We start from the raw sequence: 18,625 nt of genomic DNA, 5'->3' as shown, positions 1-18,625 counted from the left end.
GTTCCGGGGAGTGAGGGGGTGTCAGACGGACGGCTGCCGCAGTACGGCGACCGCGCGGGGCCCGAGCGTGAGGGCGCCGTCGGTGCCGGTGGTGCCGACGAGCACCTCCCCGTCGAGGCCGCGCGCCACGACGGTGTCGTCGGTCCGGTTCACCAGGAACAGGAACCGGCCCTCGGCGCTCCGGCGTACGACCGGCTCGATCAGCCCCCGTACCTCGGCGGGCAGTTCGCTCTCCACGCCGGCCGGCTCCAGCAGCCGGGGCAGCAGCGAGGTGAGGCCCTCGACACCGAGCCGGGTGGAGACGTACGCGGCGGAACCCCCGCCGGCCGGCCGCCGGGTGACGGCGGGCCTGCCCGACTGTTCACCGGTGCGGTAGCGGGCCAGCACCTCGGTCCCGGCGTCGGTCACGGTGATCCGGTCGGTCCACAGGGAACCGGTCGTGCCGTCGTCGAGCTCCACGTCGTCACCGGCGAGCAGCGGGCCGAACTCCTCGATGCGGATGCCGAGCAGGTCCCGCAGGGCACCCGGATAGCCGCCGAGCCAGACGTGGTCGTGCTCGTCGACGACACCGGAGAAGTACGTGGTGATCAGATGGCCGCCCTGTTCGGCGTACCGGGTGAGGGTCTTCGCCAGTTCGGCCGGGACCATGTGCAGCACGGGGGCGATCAGCACCTGGTGGCGGTGCAGGTCGGCCCGGGTGGTGACGAGGTCGGCGCGGACGCCGAGGGCGAGGAGCGCCGAGTACCAGTCGAGCGCCTCCTGCCGGTAGTCGAGCAGGGAGGTGGGGTGGGAGTCCTGCTCGCTCGCCCACCACGACTCCCAGTCGTAGAGGATGCCGACCCGGGCGGGCTCCCGCTCGGACCCGGCGATCGGGGCGAGGGTCTTGAGGGTGGCGCCGAGCGCGGCCACCGCGCGGAACAGCTCGCTGTCCGCGCCGGCGTGCGGGACCATCGCCGAGTGGTACTTCTCGGCGCCCGCCGCCGACTGCCGCCACTGGAAGAAGCAGACCGCGTCGGCGCCGTGGGCGACGTGCAGCAGCGAGTCGCGGGCCAGGTCACCGGGGCGCTTGGCGACGTTGACGGGCTGCCAGTTGACGGCGCTGGTGGAGTGCTCCATCAGGAACCAGGGCCGCCCGCCGGAGATGCCGCTGGTGAGGTTGGCGGAGAAGGACAGCTCGTCGCGGTCCTGCGGGCCGGGGTGGACGTAGTGGTCGTTGGAGACGAAGTCGACCTCGCCCGCCCAGTCCGGGTAGTTCATGCCCTTGATGCCGCCCGTCAGCATGAAGTTGGTGGTGACGGGGACGTCCGGCGTGAGCTCCCGCAGGATCTCCCGCTCGGCGCGCAGATGCTCCTTGAGCACGTCCGAGGAGAAGCGCTTGAAGTCCAGCTGCTGGGTGGGGTTGGGGTGGGAGGCGGCCAGCCGCGGCGGCAGGATCTGCTCCCAGTCGGTGTACCGCTGCGACCAGAACGCCGTGCCCCAGGCGCTGTTGAGCGCCTCCAGCGTGGTGTAGCGGGCGCGCAGCCAGTCGCGGAAGGCGCGGGCCGCGTCGTCGGAGTAGTCGTAGACGTTGTGGCAGCCCAGCTCGTTGTTGACGTGCCAGGCGACGAGTGCCGGATGACCGGCGTAGCGGGTCGCCAGCTCCCGCACCAGGCGCAACGCGTACCGGCGGAAGACGGGCGAGGTGGGCCGCCAGTGCTGGCGCGCCCCCGGCCAGAGGGTCTCGCCGGTGGCCGTGACCGGGAGGACCTCCGGGTGGGCGGTGGTGAGCCAGGGCGGCGGGGAGGCGGTGGCGGTGGCCAGGTCGACTCCGACGCCGCCCCGGTGCAGCAGGTCCATCACCTCGTCGAGCCAGGCGAAGTCCCAGCTGTCCTCGGCCGGTTGCAGTTGGGCCCAGGAGAAGATCCCCACGGACACGAGGTTCACGCCGGCCTCGCGCATCAGCCGGACGTCCTCCTCCCACACGGTGCGGGGCCACTGCTCGGGGTTGTAGTCGGCGCCGTAGACGAGACGGGGGACGGGGGCACCGTCCGCCCCGCCGGTGCGGGACAGGAGGGTGGAGATCATGGTGGTCCTTCCGGGTGGGGGCGTCGGGCGGCGCGGGAGGTCCGCGCCGCCCGGCGTGTGCTACTTCTCGACGGTGAAGCCCTGCTCCTCGGCGTACTTCACCGAGGCGTCCTGCCAGGCCTTCAGACCGTCCGCGAGCGTGGTGTTCGAGACGTAGGCCTTGCCGACCGTGTCGTTGAAGATCGAGTGGGCGTACTGCTGGAACGGCAGGTACGACCAGTCGCTGGCGACGTTCGCGGCGGACTCGGCGAAGATCTTGTTCGCCTCCTGGCCGCCGAGGTAGTCGAACTTGGTGCTCTGGAAGTCGGCGGACTGCAGTTCCGCCTTGGTGGCCGGGAAGGCGCCCTGCTCGACGCGGGTCCGGACGCCGTCACCGGAGTTCGCGTACTCCACGAAGGCGTAGGCGAGTTCCTTGTTCTTGCCGAGCGAGGGCAGGGTCAGCGAGCTGCCGCCGTTCTCCGCGCTGGCCTTGTCGCCCTTGGTCCAGGCCGGCATCGGGGCCGCGCGCCAGTCGCCGGCCGCGTTCGGCACGCCGCTGACGAAGTTGGCGGGCATCCAGGCACCGGTGGTCAGGGTGGCTATGCTGCCGTCGCCCAGGCCCTTGTACCACTCGTCGGTCCAGCCGTTGACCGGGGCGAGGAGCTTCTCGTCGATGAGCTTCTGCCAGGTGTCCGTGTACTTCTTGGCCTTCGCGTCGCTGAAGTCGATCTTCACGTTGGTGCCGTCGACCTTGTACGGCCGCGAACCGGCCTGCCACAGCAGGCTGGTGGTGAAGCCGGCGTCGCCGGCGTCGTTGGCGATGTAGACCTTGGGGTCGGCCTTGTGCAGCTTGCGCGCGGCGTCGACGTACTCGTCCCAGGTGGTCGGGACGGCGATCTTGTACTTGTCGAAGACCTTCTTGTTGTAGAACATCGCCATCGGGCCGGAGTCCATCGGCAGGCCGTAGACCGCCTCGTCCTCGCTCACCGCGTTCCACGGGCCGGGCGTGTACGCGGAGGCCAGCTTGTCGGCGCCGAAGGGGGCCAGGTCGGTGAGGCCCTTGCCGAGGGCGTACTGGTTCACCGCGAAGTACTCGACCTGCGCGACGTCCGGGACGCCCTTCTCGGCCGAGATCGCGTTCGACAGCGCGGTGTAGTGCTTGTCGCCCGACCGCTCGCTGACGAGGTTGATCTTGACCTTCGGGTACTTCTTCTCGAAGTCGGCGGCGACCGTCTTCAGCGTGGGCTCCCAGGACCACACCGTCACCGTGCCGCCCTTCTTCAGGGCCGCCTGGATGTCCGAGGCGGAGACCGCCTTGTCGGCGGAGTCCTCCCCGGAGCCGCCGCAGGCGGTGGCGCCCAGGGTCACGGCGGACAGGAGGGCGATGCCGCGCAGCAGGCGGCTGGTGTTTCTGCGCATGAGGGTGCTTCCACTTCTTCGTGGGTGGGACGGGGTGAGGAGGGTGGTGCGGGGGTGCCGGGCTGTGGGGTCGAGGGGGCGGCCGGGGAGCCGCGCGGTCACTCCTTGACGCTGCCCGCGGCGAGACCCGACTGCCAGTACTTCTGGAGCAGCAGGAACGCGGCGATGAGCGGCAGGATGGTGAGCAGCGAACCGGTGATCACCAGGTTGAAGATGACCTCGCCGCCGACGGTCTCGGCCTGGGAGTTCCACGCGTTCAGCCCGAGCGTCAGCGGGTACCACTCCGAGTCCTTCAGCATGATCAGCGGCAGGAAGTAGTTGTTCCAGGTGGCGACCGTGGTGAACAGCAGCACGGTCACGATGCCCGGGGCGAGCAGCGGGAGGGCGACGGTGAAGAAGGTGCGTGCCTCGCCGGCCCCGTCGATGCGGGCGGCCTCGAGGAGTTCGGTGGGGATGGCCTCGGTGGCGAACACCCACATCAGGTACAGGCCGAACGGCGAGACCAGTGAGGGGATGATCACCGCCCACGGGGTGTCCGTCAGGCCCATCTTGCTGAACATCAGGAAGGTGGGCACCGCGAGGGCCGTGCCGGGGACCGCCACCGCGCCGATGACCGTGGCGAAGACGCCGCGCTTGCCGGGGAAGTCGAACTTCGCCAGCGCGTAACCGCCCAGGACCGCGAGGAGGGTGGCCCCGCCGGCGCCCAGCACCACGTACAGCAGGGTGTTCAGCAGCCAGCGCGTGAACACGCCGTCCTGGTAGGTGAACGTGTCGCGGATGTTGTCCCACAGCGCGAAGTCGTCGGCGAACCACATCCCCGACGAGTCGGCCAGACCCGCCTGCGTCTTGGTGGCGTTGATGACCAGCCAGACCAGCGGCACGACGGTGTAGACGACGACCAGGGAGGTCAGCACGGTCAGCAGCACGCTGCGCCGGGGCTTGTCGGCGGAGTGCCTGCGGGTCCCGCGCAGCCGTGGCGCGCTGCGGCCGGGACCGGAGGCCTTGGCGGGTACGGCCGGGGAGGCGGTGGTGAGAGGGCTGCTCATCGGGTCACGCTCCCTTGCGCATGCCGCGCAGCTGCACGACGTAGGCGATCACCATCGTGATCAGGCCCATGATGATGGCCACCGTCGCGGAGTAGTTGTGCTGCTGGCCGTTGAAGGACAGCGAGTACGTGTAGAAGTTCGGCGTGTAGTCGGTGGTGATGGCGTTGCGGGCGAGCGGACGCAGGATGTTCGGCTCGTTGAACAGCTGGAAGCTGCCGATGATGGAGAAGATCGTCGCGATGACCAGGGCGCCCCGGATCGCGGGCAGCTTGATCGCGGTGATCACGCGGATCTGTCCGGCGCCGTCGATCTCCGCCGCCTCGTACAGGGAGTTCGGGATGACGCGCAGCGCCGAGTAGAAGATCAGCATGTTGTAGCCGACGAACTCCCAGGTGACGATGTTGCCGATGGAGGCCAGCACCAGGTCGGGGGAGAGCGGGTCGGGGAGCGAGACGTCGAACGCCCCGTTGATGTCGCCGACCAGGCCGTACTTCGTGCCGTACATGAAGCCCCACATGAGGGTGGCGACCACGGCGGGCACCGCGTACGGCAGGAAGATCGTGATGCGGAAGAAGCTCTTGCCGTAGAGCCGGCCGCTGTCCAGGGCCAGCGCCACCAGCAGCGCGATGCCGAGCATGATCGGCACCTGGACGCACAGGAAGAGCGAGACCCGGCCGAGGGCCGCCCAGAACCGGTCGTCCCGCAGCGCCTGTTCGTAGTTGTCGAGGCCGACGAAGGTGGTCCCGCCGATGAGCTGGTCGCGGAAGAGGCTCAGGTAGAGCGAGTACGCGATCGGCGCCAGGAAGACCAGGGCGAACACCGCCACGAAGGGGCCGATGAAGCCCCACCCCGTCCATGAGCGGCGGTCCCGTCTCGCCGGGGGCGGGGCCGGCCGCGCCTCGGCGGCCACCGGTGGTTGCAGCGTCGTCATGTCGTTCCTCGCTCGTCACCGTTGCGGACCGGCCGCCGCCCGGCGCGTGAACCGGACGGCATGCCCCCTGCACGTGATGTTTGCGTAAACATCCGCTGCCGCGAAGCGCCGCCGAGCTGTTATGTTTACGTAAACATCGGATGGCGGAATGTTTACACTGCCCTCCTGAGAACGGTCAAGGGCTCCCCGGGGAAACCGTGGCGCGAGCAGTGACAGGAAGGCGGCTGACGGCGAGTGGACACGGCCGAGAGAACGCCGGCGAAGGCACCCGGCCCCGCCATCGGGGCGGCCCCCGCGGCCGGCGGCGCGCGCCGCACCCGGGGCGGTGCCCGGAACACGGCCTCCATGGCCGACGTGGCCCGCCTGGCGGGGGTCTCGTCCCAGACCGTCTCCCGCGTCTCCAACGGCTACGCGGGGGTGACCGAGGAGACCCGCCGCCAGGTGCTGGCCGCGATGAAGGAACTCGGCTACCGGCCCAACAGCGCGGCCCGCGCCCTGAAACGCGGCGAGTTCCGCACCATCGGTGTCATCACCTTCACCCTGTCCACCACCGGCAACGTGCGCACCCTGGAGGCGATCGCCACCTCCGCCGCGCACGAGGGCTACGCGGTGACGCTGCTGCCGGTCGCCGTGCCCACCCAGGACGAGGTGCGCGGGGCGTTCTCCCGGCTGGAGGAACTCGCCGTCGACGCCGTGATCGTCATCATGGAGGTCCATCTGCTGGACGCGGCGACGGTCACCCTGCCCCCGCACGTCCAGGTCGTGGTGGTCGACTCCGACGCCGGCGACCGCTACACGGTCGTCGACACCGACCAGGCGGGCGGCACCCGCGCCGCCGTCCGGCACCTGCTCCGCCTCGGCCACCGCACGGTGTGGCATCTCGGCGGCCCCGAGGACTCGTTCGCCGCGCAACGCCGTACGGCGGCCTGGCACGCCGCCCTCACCGAGGCCGGACGGGTGCCGCCGCCTCTCGTCCGGGGGGACTGGTCGGCGGACTCGGGCTACCGGGCCGGCCTCGAACTCGCCGCCCGCCAGGAGTGCACGGCGGTCTTCGCCGCCAACGACCAGATGGCGCTCGGTCTGTTGCGCGCCCTGCACGAACACGGCCGGCGCGTCCCCGAGGACGTCAGCGTCATCGGCTTCGACGACATCCCCGAGGCGTCCTCCTTCCTGCCTCCGCTGACCACCGTCCACCAGGACTTCGCCGAGGTGGGACGGCTCTGCGTGCAGGCGGTGCTGAGCAAGATGCGCCAGGTCGGCCCCGAGCGGGGCACCACCCTCGTCCCGACCCGGCTGGTGCGGCGCGCCAGCACGGCACCGCCGCCGGGGGCCGGCTGACGGTTCGTCTCCCTCTCCCCGTGCGCTGGCCGGCGTGCGGGACCCGGTGACCGTCAGGCACTTCCGGGCCGCTCCCGGGACGTACTCGGCCGTGCCGGCCGGCACCCCCGCCGGCCCTCCGCGCACCCCCGCCGGCCCTCCGCGCACCGACACCGGCACGGCACACCCGGCGCGGGCCCACGACCGGCTCCTCGGCGGCGGGGACGGCCACCCGGCCGACGGGGCCGTCGGGGGGAGGGGGGAAGCCGCACCGGGCGCGGGCCGCCGCCCGGCCGAACCGCCGGTTCGCGCGGCGGACGGCCGCCCGGCTCGCCGGGCAGGGCGCCACCCCGTGCCTCCGGGCGGCCGCGCCGCCCCCCGAGGACGGCGGCGAGGCCGCGGGCGTCGCGCGCCCCGGGGCCGTCCCGGACCCTTCGGTGATCGCCGAAGGGCGCGGAGGCTAGCGTCCTCCCATGAACGTTTCCTCGGGCCTCGGCCGACAGCGGACATCCCCGGGCGGCGACCGGGCGAGCGGGGGCACGGCATGACGCCGCTGGAAATGCTCGGCGTCTTCGCGGCGGGCGTCGGCGCCGGAGCCATGAACGCGGTCGTCGGCTCGGGGACGCTGGTCACCTTTCCCGTGCTGCTCGCCACCGGGCTGTCCCCCGTCACCGCCACGGTCTCCAACGCGCTCGGACTGATACCCGGCTCCGTCAGCGGCGCCGTCGGCTACCGCAGGGAACTCGCCGGCCAGGGCCGCCGCGTGCGCAAGCTCGGCATCGGCGCCGCGCTGGGCGGGCTCTGCGGCGCGACGCTCCTGCTGGCCCTGCCCGCCGAGGCGTTCGAGACCATCGTGCCGACCCTGGTGGGGCTCGCCCTCGTCCTCGTCGCGTTCCAGCCCCTGATCGGCAGGAGGATACGGAACCGCCGCGCGAGGGGAGACTCCCCGCACCGTGACGGCGGCTGGCCGCTGTCCGCCGGCCTGACCCTGGCCAGCGTCTACGGCGGCTACTTCTCCGCCGCCCAGGGCATCATCTACATGTCCCTGATGGGCCTGCTCATCGACGAGCCGCTGCAACGCCTCAACGCCGTCAAGAACGTGCTCGCGGCGATCGTCAACACGGTCGCCGCGGCCTTCTTCCTCTTCGTCGCCGACTTCGACTGGACGGCCGTCGCGCTCATCGCGGCCGGATCCGCCCTCGGCGGCCAACTCGGAGCGAGGACCGGCCGCAGGTTCAGCCCCGCGGTGCTGCGCGGCCTCATCGTCACGATCGGCACCGTCGCCCTCGTCCAGCTGCTCCGCTGACCACCGCCGGCCCGCGGTCCACCGGCCCGTGGACGAAGCCCGCCGCACCGCCGGCGCGGGCCGGTCCCGCGACGGCCGGATTCACCGTGACTCCCGTGCTCCCGGCCCGCCCGGCGGACCCGCGGCCCACGGCGAGCGGCGCCGTACGGCCCCTCGGGCCGATCCGCACGTCGTGCGTCCCCTTCGCCTGGGTACCCGTGCCTGCATGAGATCCCCGAACACGGACGGAAGGCGCCGCCGCTCCCTTCCCGCCCCCGCGGCCGAATCATCACATAGCGCCCGGTGGGCATACGCTTCTCGTAGCGCACGCGTGAAGAGGCGGGAGACGACGTGACGGCCGAACACACGGACGCGCCGGACGGCCGGACGGAGACCGGCGGGATCGGCGACGATCTGCTCCACGGTCTCGAGGTGGACGACCGGCGCCCGGAGCGGCCCGTGCTGCTCGACGCCGACGGCACCCCGATCGAGACCTGGCGGGAGAACTACCCCTACGACCGCCGGATGCGCCGGGCGGAGTACGACAGGACCAAGCGCATCCTGCAGATCGAACTGCTGAAGATGCAGCGGTGGATCAAGGACACCGGTCAGCGCATCGTCGTGCTCTGCGAGGGACGGGACGCGGCCGGCAAGGGCGGCACCATCCAGCGGTTCATGGAACGCCTGAACCCCCGCGGCGCCCGTGTGGTCGCCCTGGAGAAGCCGACCGAGCGGGAGGCGGGCCAGTGGTACTTCCAGCGCTATGTGGCCCACCTGCCGGCCTGCGGCGAGATCGTCTTCTTCGACCGCTCCTGGTACAACCGCGCGGGCGTCGAGCGGGTCATGGGCTTCTGCACGGACGAGGAGTACCACCAGTTCCTCGCACAGGCGCCCCTGTTCGAGCGGCTGCTCACCGACGACGGCATCATGCTGGTGAAGTTCTGGTTCTCCGTGTCCCGGGCCGAGCAGCGGACCCGGTTCGCGATCCGCCAGGTCGATCCGCTGCGCCGCTGGAAGCTCTCGCCGATGGACCTCGCCTCGCTCGACCACTGGGACGACTACACCGAGGCCAAGGTCGAGATGTTCCGGGCGACGGACACCTCCCACGCGCCGTGGACGGTCGTGAAGAACAACGACAAGCGGCGGGGCCGGCTCGAGGCCATGCGCAGTCTCCTCGACCGCTGCGACTATCCGGCCAAGGACCACGAGGCCCTGGGCAAGCCGGACCCGCTGATCGTGGGCGCGGCGGACACCCTGCTGGAGGCCGGTGAGGAACCCTCGGCCCTCTCACCGACCCCCCTCGCGGGTCCCGGCCACGGCCCGGGCAGTCACCCGGACACGTGACCCGGTCACCCCAGGGGCAGCGTCACCTCACCCGCGCCCTGTGCCTGCGCCCCGCCGGCCACGCGCACCGTGAACGGGCGGTCGGTCCCGGACGCGGCGACCCGCAGCACGTCGCCGTCCCGCCGGACCCGGAACGTCGCGGCCGCGAGCCCCGCCGTGTCCGGCACGGTGACCTCGGCCGCGTAGTCGGCCGCGGCCGTGGGGTGCACGAGCAGGACCGGGGCGTCCAGCCAGTCGCCGTCGGGCCGGGACTCGTCGCCGCTCAGCGGCAGCACGGCGCCCTCGCGGACGTAGAGCGGAAGGCTGTCGTAGCCGTGCCGTTCGGTGCGCCAGCACGGGCCGGTGACCCGCTCGCCGCTCAGCAGGTGGGTCCAGGTGCCCCCGGGCAGGTAGACCTCCACCTCGCCGTCCTCGCTGAACACCGGTGCGACCAGCAGGTCGGGGCCCAGCATGTACTGGCGGTCGAGCGGGCGGCACGCCGGGTCCTGCGGGAACTCCAGCACCATGGGCCGCATCATCGGGACGCCCGTGCGGTGGGCCTCGGCGGCGGCGCCGTACAGATACGGCATCAGGCGGTGCTTGAGCAGGGTGAACCGCCGGGCGACGTCGACCGCCTCGTCGCCGAACTCCCACGGCACCCGGTACGACGTGGAGCCGTGCAGCCGGCTGTGCGAGGAGAGCAGGCCGAAGGCGAGCCAGCGCTTGAAGACCTCGGGGACGGGCGTGCCCTCGAAGCCGCCGATGTCGTGGCTCCAGAAGCCGAACCCGCTCAGTGACAGGGACAGGCCGCCCCGCAGCGACTCGGCCATCGCCTCGAAGGACGACCAGCAGTCGCCGCCCCAGTGCACCGGGTACTGCTGGCCGCCGGCGGTCGCGGACCGGGCGAAGACCACCGCCTCGCCCTGCCCGCGCTCCTTCTCCAGGAGCTCGAACACCGTCCGGTTGTACAGGTGCGTGTAGTAGTTGTGCATCCGCTCGGGGTCGGAGCCGTCGTGCCAGACGACATCGGTGGGGATGCGCTCGCCGAAGTCCGTCTTGAAGCTGTCCACCCCCTGGTCGAGCAGCGGCTTGAGCTTCGACTGGAACCAGGCGCGGGCGTCGGGACTGGTGAAGTCGACCAGGCCCATGCCGGCCTGCCACAGGTCCCACTGCCACACGTCGCCGTTCGGGCGGCGCACCAGGTGCCCGAGGGCCGCGGCCTCGTCGAAGAGCGGGGACTTCTGGGCGATGTACGGGTTGATCCAGACGCTGATCCGCAGGCCCTTCTCCTTGAGCCTGGTCAGCATGCCCTCCGGGTCGGGGAAGACGTCCGGGTCCCACTGGAAATCGCACCACTGGTACTCGCGCATCCAGAAGCAGTCGAAGTGGAACACGGACAGCGGGATGCCGCGCTCGGCCATGCCGTCGACGAACGAGGTCACCGTCGCCTCGTCGTACGACGTGGTGAAGGAGGTGCTGAGCCACAGGCCGAAAGACCAGGCCGGCGGCAGGGCCGGGCGCCCGGTGAGGGCCGTGTAGCGGCCGAGGACGTCCTTCGGGGTCGGGCCGGCGACGACGTAGTACTCCAGCGCCTGGTCCTCGACGCTGAACTGGACCTGCCCGACGGACTCCGAGCCGACCTCGAAGGAGACGGCGCCGGGGTGGTTGACGAAGACGCCGTAGCCGCGGGAGGAGAGGTAGAACGGGACGTTCTTGTAGGCCTGCTCGCTGCTCGTGCCGCCGTCGGCCTGCCAGACGTCGACGGTCTGGCCGTTCTTGACGAACGGGGTGAAGCGCTCGCCCAGGCCGTAGACCTGCTCGCCGACGCCGAGCGACAGCCGGCTCAGCACGTGGTGGGCTCCCTCGCCGGTGGTGGCGAAGGCGGTGCTCTTGGCGCCGGCGCGGGTCAGCTCGCGTCCGTCCGCGTCGTGGAAGGTGAGCGCGAAGGGACCGCTCCCGTCCAGGCGCAGGGTCAGGGGACCGCTGGTCAGCTCGGTGACGGTGCCGTCCTGTCGTACCGTCCCCGCGCCGTCCGCGTCCCCGGCGAGGACGAAGTCGGGGCCCGGCCGGTACTTGCCCGCGTGGTGGGTGACCCGGACACCGATCACACCCTCGGCGGGGGAGAAGCACTCGACGGTGATCAGCGGCGCGTTCAGGGTGTCGCCCCTGCGTGTCACCTTCTTCACGGCGGCATAGCCGGTGAAGCGCTTCGATTCCGGGCGCACATCGCGCACTTCGGTGGCGTACGCGATCTGGACGCCGTCGCGGATGCGCCAGAAGCCGTCAGTGAATTTCATGGTCTTCCTCGGAGGGGGAGGGCGGCAGAGGCCCGGGAGAAAGCCTCTGACCAGGAACTATGACAGGAGACGCAGAGCCTGTCACGCCTTGGCACAAGCAGATCGTATCGCTGGGGGTCTAGCGCGACCGGCTTCCGCTGGCGTATTAGTAATCAGGCAAAACAAATTACACCCGGTGCAGCGCCAGGCAACACCTCGGCAGGAGCCGCCGCGAGTCGAAGCGCTTCACCAGCCTCCCGAAAGAGCCACCGGCTCAGCGCACGCTGAGCCGGTCCCCACGCAAGGGCACCCACCGTGACAGCACATCCTCCGGTTGCCGCACACCGCGCGCGCGGACGTTCGCGCGGAGCCGTCACGTCGTTCGCCGCCGTCTCCGTCCTCGTCGCCGGAGCGGCGCTGAGCGGCTGCGCACAGCAGCGCGACAGCGACGTGTACACCGTGATGAACTCCTCGACCGACGAGACCTACCACCGCTGGGACGCCGAGGCGATGGCCCGCTGCGGCAAGCGGCTGGGCGTGCGCGTCGAACAGCAGAGCGTCCCCGCCTCGCAGGTGATGACGAAGGCCCTGCGCATGGCCTCGTCGAAGTCGCTGCCGGACATCGTGCAGTTCGACGCCTCCGAGATGCCGACCTTCGCCGACGCCGGCGGGCTCGTCGACCTGCGCACCCTGGGTCTCGCCACCGACGACGTCCCCGAGGGCATCGTCGACTTCGGCTCCTACAAGGACACGTACTACGGCGCGGCCCGCTCCGTGAACACCCTCGCGCTCTTCTACAACAAGGACGTCCTGGACGAGGCGGGCGTGAAGGTGCCCACCACCTGGGACGAGCTGAGGGAGACGGCGAAGGAGCTCACCGAGGGCGACCGGTACGGCCTGGCGCTCAGCGCGGGCGGCGCCGAGGACGGCGTCTTCCAGTTCACGCCGTTCATGTGGTCCAACGGCGGCGACGAGACGGACCTCGACAGCCCTCAGGTCGTCGGGGCGCTCGACTACTGGAAGGCGCTGCTCCAGGACGGGTCGCTCTCCAAGTCCACGGTCAACTGGACGCAGGCCGACGTGAACGACCAGTTCATGGCCGGGAACGCCGCGATGATGATCAACGGCCCGTGGCAGGTCGAGACCCTCAACACCAAGAAGTCGCTGCACTGGGAGATCGCGCAGATCCCCGTCCCCGAGGAGGGCGCCGACTCGGTGGGACCGCTCGGCGGCGCGGTGCTCACCGTGCCCCGTACCGGTGACACGGAGCGCGAGAAGACGGCCGGCCGGATCGTCGCCTGTCTGGCGAGCGAGGAGGAACAGCTCACCTACGCCCTCAACAGCTGGATGGTCCCGGCCAACGAGAAGGCCGCCGCGAAGTGGCGCGAGGAGGTGCCCGAGCTGGACGCGCTGGCCGACCAGGTCGCCGCCGCCCGGTCCCGCACCGCCAAGCTCGGCGCCGGCTGGTCGGGCGTCTCGCTCGCCCTGCAGAGCGCCTTCCAGTCCGCCCTGACCGGCCAGTCCAGCGAAACCGCCCTGCAGCGCGCCCAGCAGCGCGCCACGAGCGGGAACTGAGGTACGCGCCCATGACCACGTCCACCGTCACCGCCCCGGTGTCCGCGAAGACCTCCGGGAAGACCGCCGCGCCGGACCCGGACCGGCAGCGCCTGCGCCGCAGACTCGCCCAGTGGGGCTTCGTCGCCCCCGCCGTCGTCTTCATGCTGCTGTTCTTCGGCTACCCGCTCGTCCGCAACATCGTGATGAGCTTCCAGCACTACACACCGAAGACGTTCTTCACCGGCGAGGCCCCCTTCAACGGCGCCGACAACTGGTCGTCCGTCTTCCAGGACGTCCTCTTCGGCAAGGCGCTGTGGCACACCCTCGTCTTCACCGCCGGCTCCCTGCTCGGCCAGTTCTGCATCGGCCTCGCCCTCGCCGTCTTCTTCAACCGCAGGTTCCCCCTGAACGGCGTCCTGCGGTCGCTGATCCTGCTGCCCTGGCTGGTGCCCATGGTGGTCTCCGGCATCGTGTGGCGCCGCATCCTCGACCAGGACACCGGCGTACTGAACACGTTCCTGGACACCCTGGGCCTGGGCGGTCAGACCCCGTGGCTGACCAGCCCCGACATGGCGCTGCTCTCGGTGATCCTGGTCAACATCTGGATCGGCATCCCGTTCAACATGGTCATCCTCTACGGCGGCCTCCAGGAGATCCCGAAGGAGCTGTACGAGGCGTCCGCCCTGGACGGCGCCTCGGGCTGGCGGACCTTCCGTTCCGTCACCCTGCCGATGCTCAAGCCGGTGATCACGGTCGTCCTGGTGCTCGGCTTCATGTCGACGGTCAAGATCCTCGACCTGATCCTCGCCCTCACCGACGGCGGACCCGCCGACGCCACCCAGACCCTGGGCACGCTCACCTACCAGAACTCCTTCGTGGAACTGGACTTCGGCGCCGGCGCGGTCGTTGGCAACGTGCTCATCCTCATCTCCGCGGTGTTCGCGGTGTTCTACCTGCGGGCCAACCGCACCGAGGGGAAGTGACCGACATGGCCGCCCACACTCCCGCCGCGTCCCGGCGCCGCTGGGGCTCCACCGTCGCCGGTGTGCTCGTCCTGGGCGTGATGCTCTTCCCGCTGTACTGGATGCTCAACACGGCACTCCAGCCCGAGTCCGGCCTGCTCCAGGTCGACCCGGTGCCGGGCAGCCTGGACCTCTCCGGATTCTCCAAGGCCGTCACCGACCAGGGCGGTCACCTGCTGACCTCCCTGCTGGTCTCGTTCGGCGCCGTCGCCATCTGCCTGGCGATCTCCGCCCCGGCGGCCTACGGCCTGGCCCGGTTCGGCCTGCGCGGCTCGCGCACCATCGTCTTCGGCACCCTGATCACCCAGATGGTGCCGGGCATCGTCATCGCCAACGCCCTCTACAACTCGTACGTCGACCTGGGCCTGGTGAACTCCTACTTCGGCCTGATGCTCGCGGACGCCTCGCTCGGCATCCCCTTCTCCATCGTCCTCATGCGCTCCTTCATGGTGTCCATTCCGGGCGAGGTCATCGAGGCCGCCGAGATCGACGGCGCCGGCCCGGTACGGGTCTTCCTGCGGGTGGTGATCCCGATGAGCCGCAACTCGCTGATCACCTCCGGCCTGTTCGCGTTCCTGTTCTCGTGGAGCGACTTCATGTTCGCGCTCACCCTGAACACCACCGACGACGTCAAGCCGATCACGCTCGGCATCTACCAGTACATCGGCGCCCACGTCGGCGACTGGGGCTCGGTGATGGCGGCGTCCGTGCTCTCCGCCGTCCCGGCCGCGATCCTGCTCGTCCTCGCCCAGAAGTACATCGCCGCCGGCATCACCGGGGGCTCCGTCAAGTGATCACCGCACACACCGAGATGGACTCGCACCACATGAGCGACTTCCCCCGTTTCCCGCCCGGCTTCGTCTTCGGCGCCGCGACCGCCTCGTACCAGATCGAGGGCGCGGCGCACGAGGACGGCCGCGGCCCGTCGATCTGGGACACCTACAGCCACACCCCCGGCCTGGTCGCGAACGGCGACACCGGTGACGTCGCCTGCGACCACTACCACCGCTATCCCGAGGACGTGGCCCTGCTGCGCGACCTCGGCGTCGGCTCGTACCGCTTCTCGATCGCCTGGCCGCGCATCGTGCCGGACGGCACCGGCCCGGTGAATCCCAAGGGCCTGGACTTCTACTCCCGCCTGGTCGACGAGCTCCTCGCCGCCGGCATCGAGCCCGCCGCCACCCTCTACCACTGGGACCTCCCGCAGGCCCTGGAGGACCGGGGCGGCTGGCGGGTGCGGGAGACCGCCGAGCGGTTCGCCGAGTACGCGGCCGTCGTCGCCGGGCACCTGGGCGACCGGGTGCCCCGCTGGATCACCCTCAACGAGCCGTGGTGCAGCGCCTTCCTCGGCTACTCCGTCGGCCGCCACGCGCCCGGCGCCCGCGAGGGCCGGGGCGCCCTGGCCGCCGCCCACCACCTCCTGGTCGGCCACGGACTCGCCGTGCGGGCACTGCGGTCCGCCGGGGTCCGCGAGGTCGGCATCACCCTCAACCTCGACCACCACCTGCCCGCCACCGGCTCCGCCGCCGACCGGGAAGCCGTCGTGCGCGCCGACACCCTGCACAACCTGGTGTGGACCGAGCCGATCCTCGCCGGGCGCTACCCGGACACCGAGGAGGAGACCTGGGGCGAACTGATCACCGGACAGGACTTCCGCCGCGACGGAGACCTGGAGCTGATCAGCCGGCCGCTGGACTTCCTCGGCATCAACTACTACCGCCCGATCGTCGTCGCCGACGCCCCGTACCGCGAGGGCGACCCCGCCCTGCGCGTGGCGACCGACAACCGCTGCACCGAGACGCCGATGCCCGGCGTCCGGCACACCGCGATGGGCTGGCCGGTGGCCCCGGACACCTTCACCGATCTCCTGGTGGACCTGCGGGAGCAGTACGGCGACGCCCTGCCGCCGATCCACATCACCGAGAACGGCTCCGCCGAGGACGACGGGGTGAGCCCCGACGGCGCCGTGCACGACACCGACCGCGTCGCCTATCTGCGCGACCACCTCACCGCGCTGCGGGCCGCGATCGACGCCGGTGTGGACGTGCGCGGCTACTACGTGTGGTCCCTGCTCGACAACTTCGAGTGGGCCTTCGGCTACGACAAGCGCTTCGGCATCGTCCGGGTCGACTACGACACGCAGAAGCGCACCCCGAAGGACAGCTACCACTGGTACCGGCGCATGATCGCCGCCCAGCGGCCCTGACGGGCCGCCCCTAGGCGGCGCCCTCACGGTCCTCGGAGGCGCCGCCGGTGCCCGGCTCCGGCTGCGCCGTGAGCGGCCGGACGACGGGGGAGCCGGTGGGCGCAAGGCCGCCGGCGTCCGCCGCCCCGGCGGCGGGGACGGGCTTGCGCAGCAGGAGCAGGGCCGCGTCGTCGTGCAGCCGGCCGCCCACATGGTCCAGCAGTTCCCGGTGGAGCGCGGCGAGCGTGCGGGCCGGCTCGTCGCACAGATGCCGGGCCAGGCCCTCGGCCAGCGGGTAGAACGCACGGCCGGCGTCCCGGGCCTCCGTGACCCCGTCGGTGTAGAACAGCAGCTGGTCGCCCTCGGTGAAGGACACCACCTGAAGGCCGGGGGACTCGCCCGACAGGGCACGCAGCCCCAGGGGCGGCGCCGGGCGGACCGGGTCCACCGGCACCACCTCGGCGCCGCGGACCAGCAGCGGGGGAGCGTGTCCGCAGTTGACCATCTCCAGCCGCCCCGGCTCCGGGCAGCCGGCGACCACGGCGGTGACGAAGTCGTCGTGGCCGAGGTTGCGGGCCAGACTCCGCTCGATCCGGCAGACGACGTCCAGCAGGTCCGGCTCGTCGTGGGCGGCCTCCCGGAAGACACCGAGCACCAGGGCGGCCGTCCCCACGGCCGGCAGCCCCTTGCCGCGCACATCGCCGACGATCACCCTGACCCCGTACGGCGTGGGGATGAGGGCGTAGAGGTCACCGCCGATCCGGGCCTCCGCCGCGGCGGCGCTGTAGCGGACCGCCGCCTGGAACGGGCCGACGGTCTCCGGGACCGGTTTGAGCAGGGCGTGCTGCGCGGTCTCCGCGACGGAGCGGACGGCGGCGAGCACCCGCTCCCGGCGTCCGCGCAGGGCGCTGGCGAGCGTGCCGGCCAGGGTGACGGTCACCAGCGCGGCGAGTACGACGGCCAGCTCCGAGGCCGCCATTCCGTGCCGGGCGCCGATCACCGCGCCGAGGAGGAAGGCGAGGAGACCCACCCCGAGAACCCCCACCGGCCGGCTGGTGGCCGCGGCCAGCGCCGGCCCGGCGGCGAGCAGCGGCAGCCAGACCTTGCCCGTTCCGCCGACGAGGTCGACGAGCACGACGGGGAAGACGATCAGTACGGGGAGGGCGGGTGTGCCGGCGGCCCAGTGCGCGACGGCCCGGGCCCGGGGCGACCATGTGCGGCGCGCCCCCCGCTTGTACTGCCGCATCGGCCAGTGGTCGCGTCCATGCTGACGGGCGTGACTCATGTGTCGTCCGCAGTCCTCACCTTTGCGCGGCGTGCGCGCGTCCTCAAATGTCTGACTTAAAAAGAAAATAGGATCGTGTCGGACGTCACAAGGGTGTGCTTTTCAGATAGTGAGCGACAGTCCCCGGGTCACCCGTCCGGCGGTCGGCAGGAGGCGCCGGCGGACCTCGTCGAGCCGGTGCAGCCGGTCCTTGGGCATGGACACCCCGAGCGAGCCCAGGGTGTGCCCGCTGTAGACCGGCACGGCGACGCAGACGGTGCCCAGGGAGTACTCCTCCACGTCGGCGACGGCCGGCGCCAGGTCGCTGGACTCGAGCCGGCGGATCAGCTCCGGAGCCGTGGTGATCGTCCGTGGGGTGAGGCCGTTGAGGGGGTGCCGGGAGAGGTACTCCCTGCGCGCCTCGTCGTCCAGTTCCCGGAGCACCGACTTGCCCAGCGCGGTGGCGTGCCCGGCGTCCTCGAACCCCACCCACAGCTCGGCCCGCGGGGTACGGGGGCTGTCGACGATCTCGGCGACGCGGATCTCGCCGTCCTCGTAGAAGGTGAGGTAGGCGGCGGTGGACAGCTCGTCCCGCAACGCCGCGAGCGCCGGCCGGACCCGGCTGAGCAGCGCCTGGCCGCCGCCCGCCGTGTGCAGGGTCTGGAACCGGTCGCCCAGGACGAATCCGCCGTCGTCCAGCTTGCGCAGATACCCGTCGTGCACCAGGGTGCGCAGCAGGTGGTAGGCCGTGGCCAGGGGCAGCCCCGTCTCACGCGCCAGCTGTTTCGCCGGTGCGCCGTTCCGGTGGGCGCTCGCCGCCTCCAGCAGCCGGAAGGCTCGCTGTACGGAGGTGATGAGCGTGGGGCCCGCACCCATGGGACCAGCCTGCGCCGACCGCCCGCCGCAGGCAAGGGGGGCCCGCCCCACCGGACGGTTCCCACCGGCCGGCCCAGTGCC

At 71.4% G+C, this 18,625-nt stretch carries 14 protein-coding genes; 7 read left to right on the top strand and 7 right to left on the bottom strand.

The annotated features are described in order from the left end of the window. Positions 1–21 precede the first annotated feature (21 nt). The 4 genes from ACFY3N_RS24400 to ACFY3N_RS24385 form a co-directional block, all read right to left on the bottom strand. Positions 22–2,064: a beta-galactosidase gene (locus ACFY3N_RS24400; RefSeq protein ID WP_390818836.1), complete on the bottom strand. Its 2,043-nt coding sequence runs from the start codon at positions 2,062–2,064 to the stop codon at positions 22–24. A 60-nt stretch (positions 2,065–2,124) separates the two neighbouring features. Beyond that, a complete protein-coding gene (locus tag ACFY3N_RS24395) occupies positions 2,125–3,462 on the bottom strand; it encodes an ABC transporter substrate-binding protein (protein ID WP_390818835.1) in 1,338 nt (445 codons plus the stop codon). Positions 3,463–3,560: 98 nt separating this feature from the next. Further along, positions 3,561–4,508: a carbohydrate ABC transporter permease gene (locus tag ACFY3N_RS24390; protein WP_390818834.1), complete on the bottom strand. Its 948-nt coding sequence runs from the start codon at positions 4,506–4,508 to the stop codon at positions 3,561–3,563. A 4-nt stretch (positions 4,509–4,512) separates the two neighbouring features. Further along, complete coding sequence (locus ACFY3N_RS24385) at positions 4,513–5,439, bottom strand: carbohydrate ABC transporter permease (RefSeq protein ID WP_390818833.1); 927 nt, start codon at positions 5,437–5,439, stop codon at positions 4,513–4,515. Between the two features lie 345 nt (positions 5,440–5,784). On the opposite strand from ACFY3N_RS24385, the gene ACFY3N_RS24380 reads away from it, so the two are divergent. From ACFY3N_RS24380 to ppk2, 3 genes are all read left to right on the top strand, one after another. Further along, a complete protein-coding gene (locus tag ACFY3N_RS24380; RefSeq protein ID WP_390818832.1) occupies positions 5,785–6,777 on the top strand; it encodes a LacI family DNA-binding transcriptional regulator in 993 nt (330 codons plus the stop codon). Positions 6,778–7,300: 523 nt separating this feature from the next. Then, positions 7,301–8,062 (top strand): sulfite exporter TauE/SafE family protein, encoded by a 762-nt coding sequence (locus ACFY3N_RS24375; RefSeq protein WP_390818831.1) that lies wholly within the window; start codon positions 7,301–7,303, stop codon positions 8,060–8,062. Positions 8,063–8,392: 330 nt separating this feature from the next. Then, complete coding sequence (gene ppk2 / locus ACFY3N_RS24370; protein ID WP_390818830.1) at positions 8,393–9,385, top strand: polyphosphate kinase 2; 993 nt, start codon at positions 8,393–8,395, stop codon at positions 9,383–9,385. A gap of 5 nt (positions 9,386–9,390) precedes the next feature. Here the strand turns inward: ppk2 and yicI are convergent, their stop codons facing one another. Beyond that, positions 9,391–11,661 (bottom strand): alpha-xylosidase, encoded by a 2,271-nt coding sequence (gene yicI, locus ACFY3N_RS24365; protein ID WP_390818829.1) that lies wholly within the window; start codon positions 11,659–11,661, stop codon positions 9,391–9,393. 294 nt (positions 11,662–11,955) lie between these two features. Here yicI and ACFY3N_RS24360 point away from each other — a divergent pair, with 294 nt between their 5' ends. From ACFY3N_RS24360 to ACFY3N_RS24345, 4 genes are read left to right on the top strand one after another with little or no spacing between them, the layout of a single operon-like run. After that, a complete protein-coding gene (locus tag ACFY3N_RS24360) occupies positions 11,956–13,215 on the top strand; it encodes an ABC transporter substrate-binding protein (protein WP_390818828.1) in 1,260 nt (419 codons plus the stop codon). 11 nt (positions 13,216–13,226) lie between these two features. After that, on the top strand, positions 13,227–14,180 hold the full coding sequence (locus tag ACFY3N_RS24355) for a carbohydrate ABC transporter permease (protein WP_390818826.1): 954 nt from the start codon (positions 13,227–13,229) through the stop codon (positions 14,178–14,180). 5 nt (positions 14,181–14,185) lie between these two features. After that, positions 14,186–15,013, top strand: coding sequence for a carbohydrate ABC transporter permease (locus ACFY3N_RS24350; protein ID WP_390818825.1), 828 nt, complete (start codon positions 14,186–14,188; stop codon positions 15,011–15,013). Positions 15,014–15,045: 32 nt separating this feature from the next. Next, entirely contained in the window at positions 15,046–16,425 is a 1,380-nt protein-coding gene (locus ACFY3N_RS24345; RefSeq protein ID WP_390818823.1) for a GH1 family beta-glucosidase, read from the top strand. Between the two features lie 10 nt (positions 16,426–16,435). Here ACFY3N_RS24345 and ACFY3N_RS24340 read toward each other — a convergent pair whose 3' ends face one another. After that, positions 16,436–17,689, bottom strand: coding sequence for a PP2C family protein-serine/threonine phosphatase (locus ACFY3N_RS24340; RefSeq protein ID WP_390818821.1), 1,254 nt, complete (start codon positions 17,687–17,689; stop codon positions 16,436–16,438). A gap of 102 nt (positions 17,690–17,791) precedes the next feature. Continuing rightward, a complete protein-coding gene (locus ACFY3N_RS24335; protein WP_390818820.1) occupies positions 17,792–18,544 on the bottom strand; it encodes an IclR family transcriptional regulator in 753 nt (250 codons plus the stop codon). Positions 18,545–18,625 lie beyond the last annotated feature (81 nt).

Source organism: Streptomyces sp. NPDC000348 (genome assembly GCF_042898795.1).
In the GTDB taxonomy this organism is placed as follows: domain Bacteria; phylum Actinomycetota; class Actinomycetes; order Streptomycetales; family Streptomycetaceae; genus Streptomyces.
This window is presented reverse-complemented; position numbering and strand designations above follow the sequence as displayed.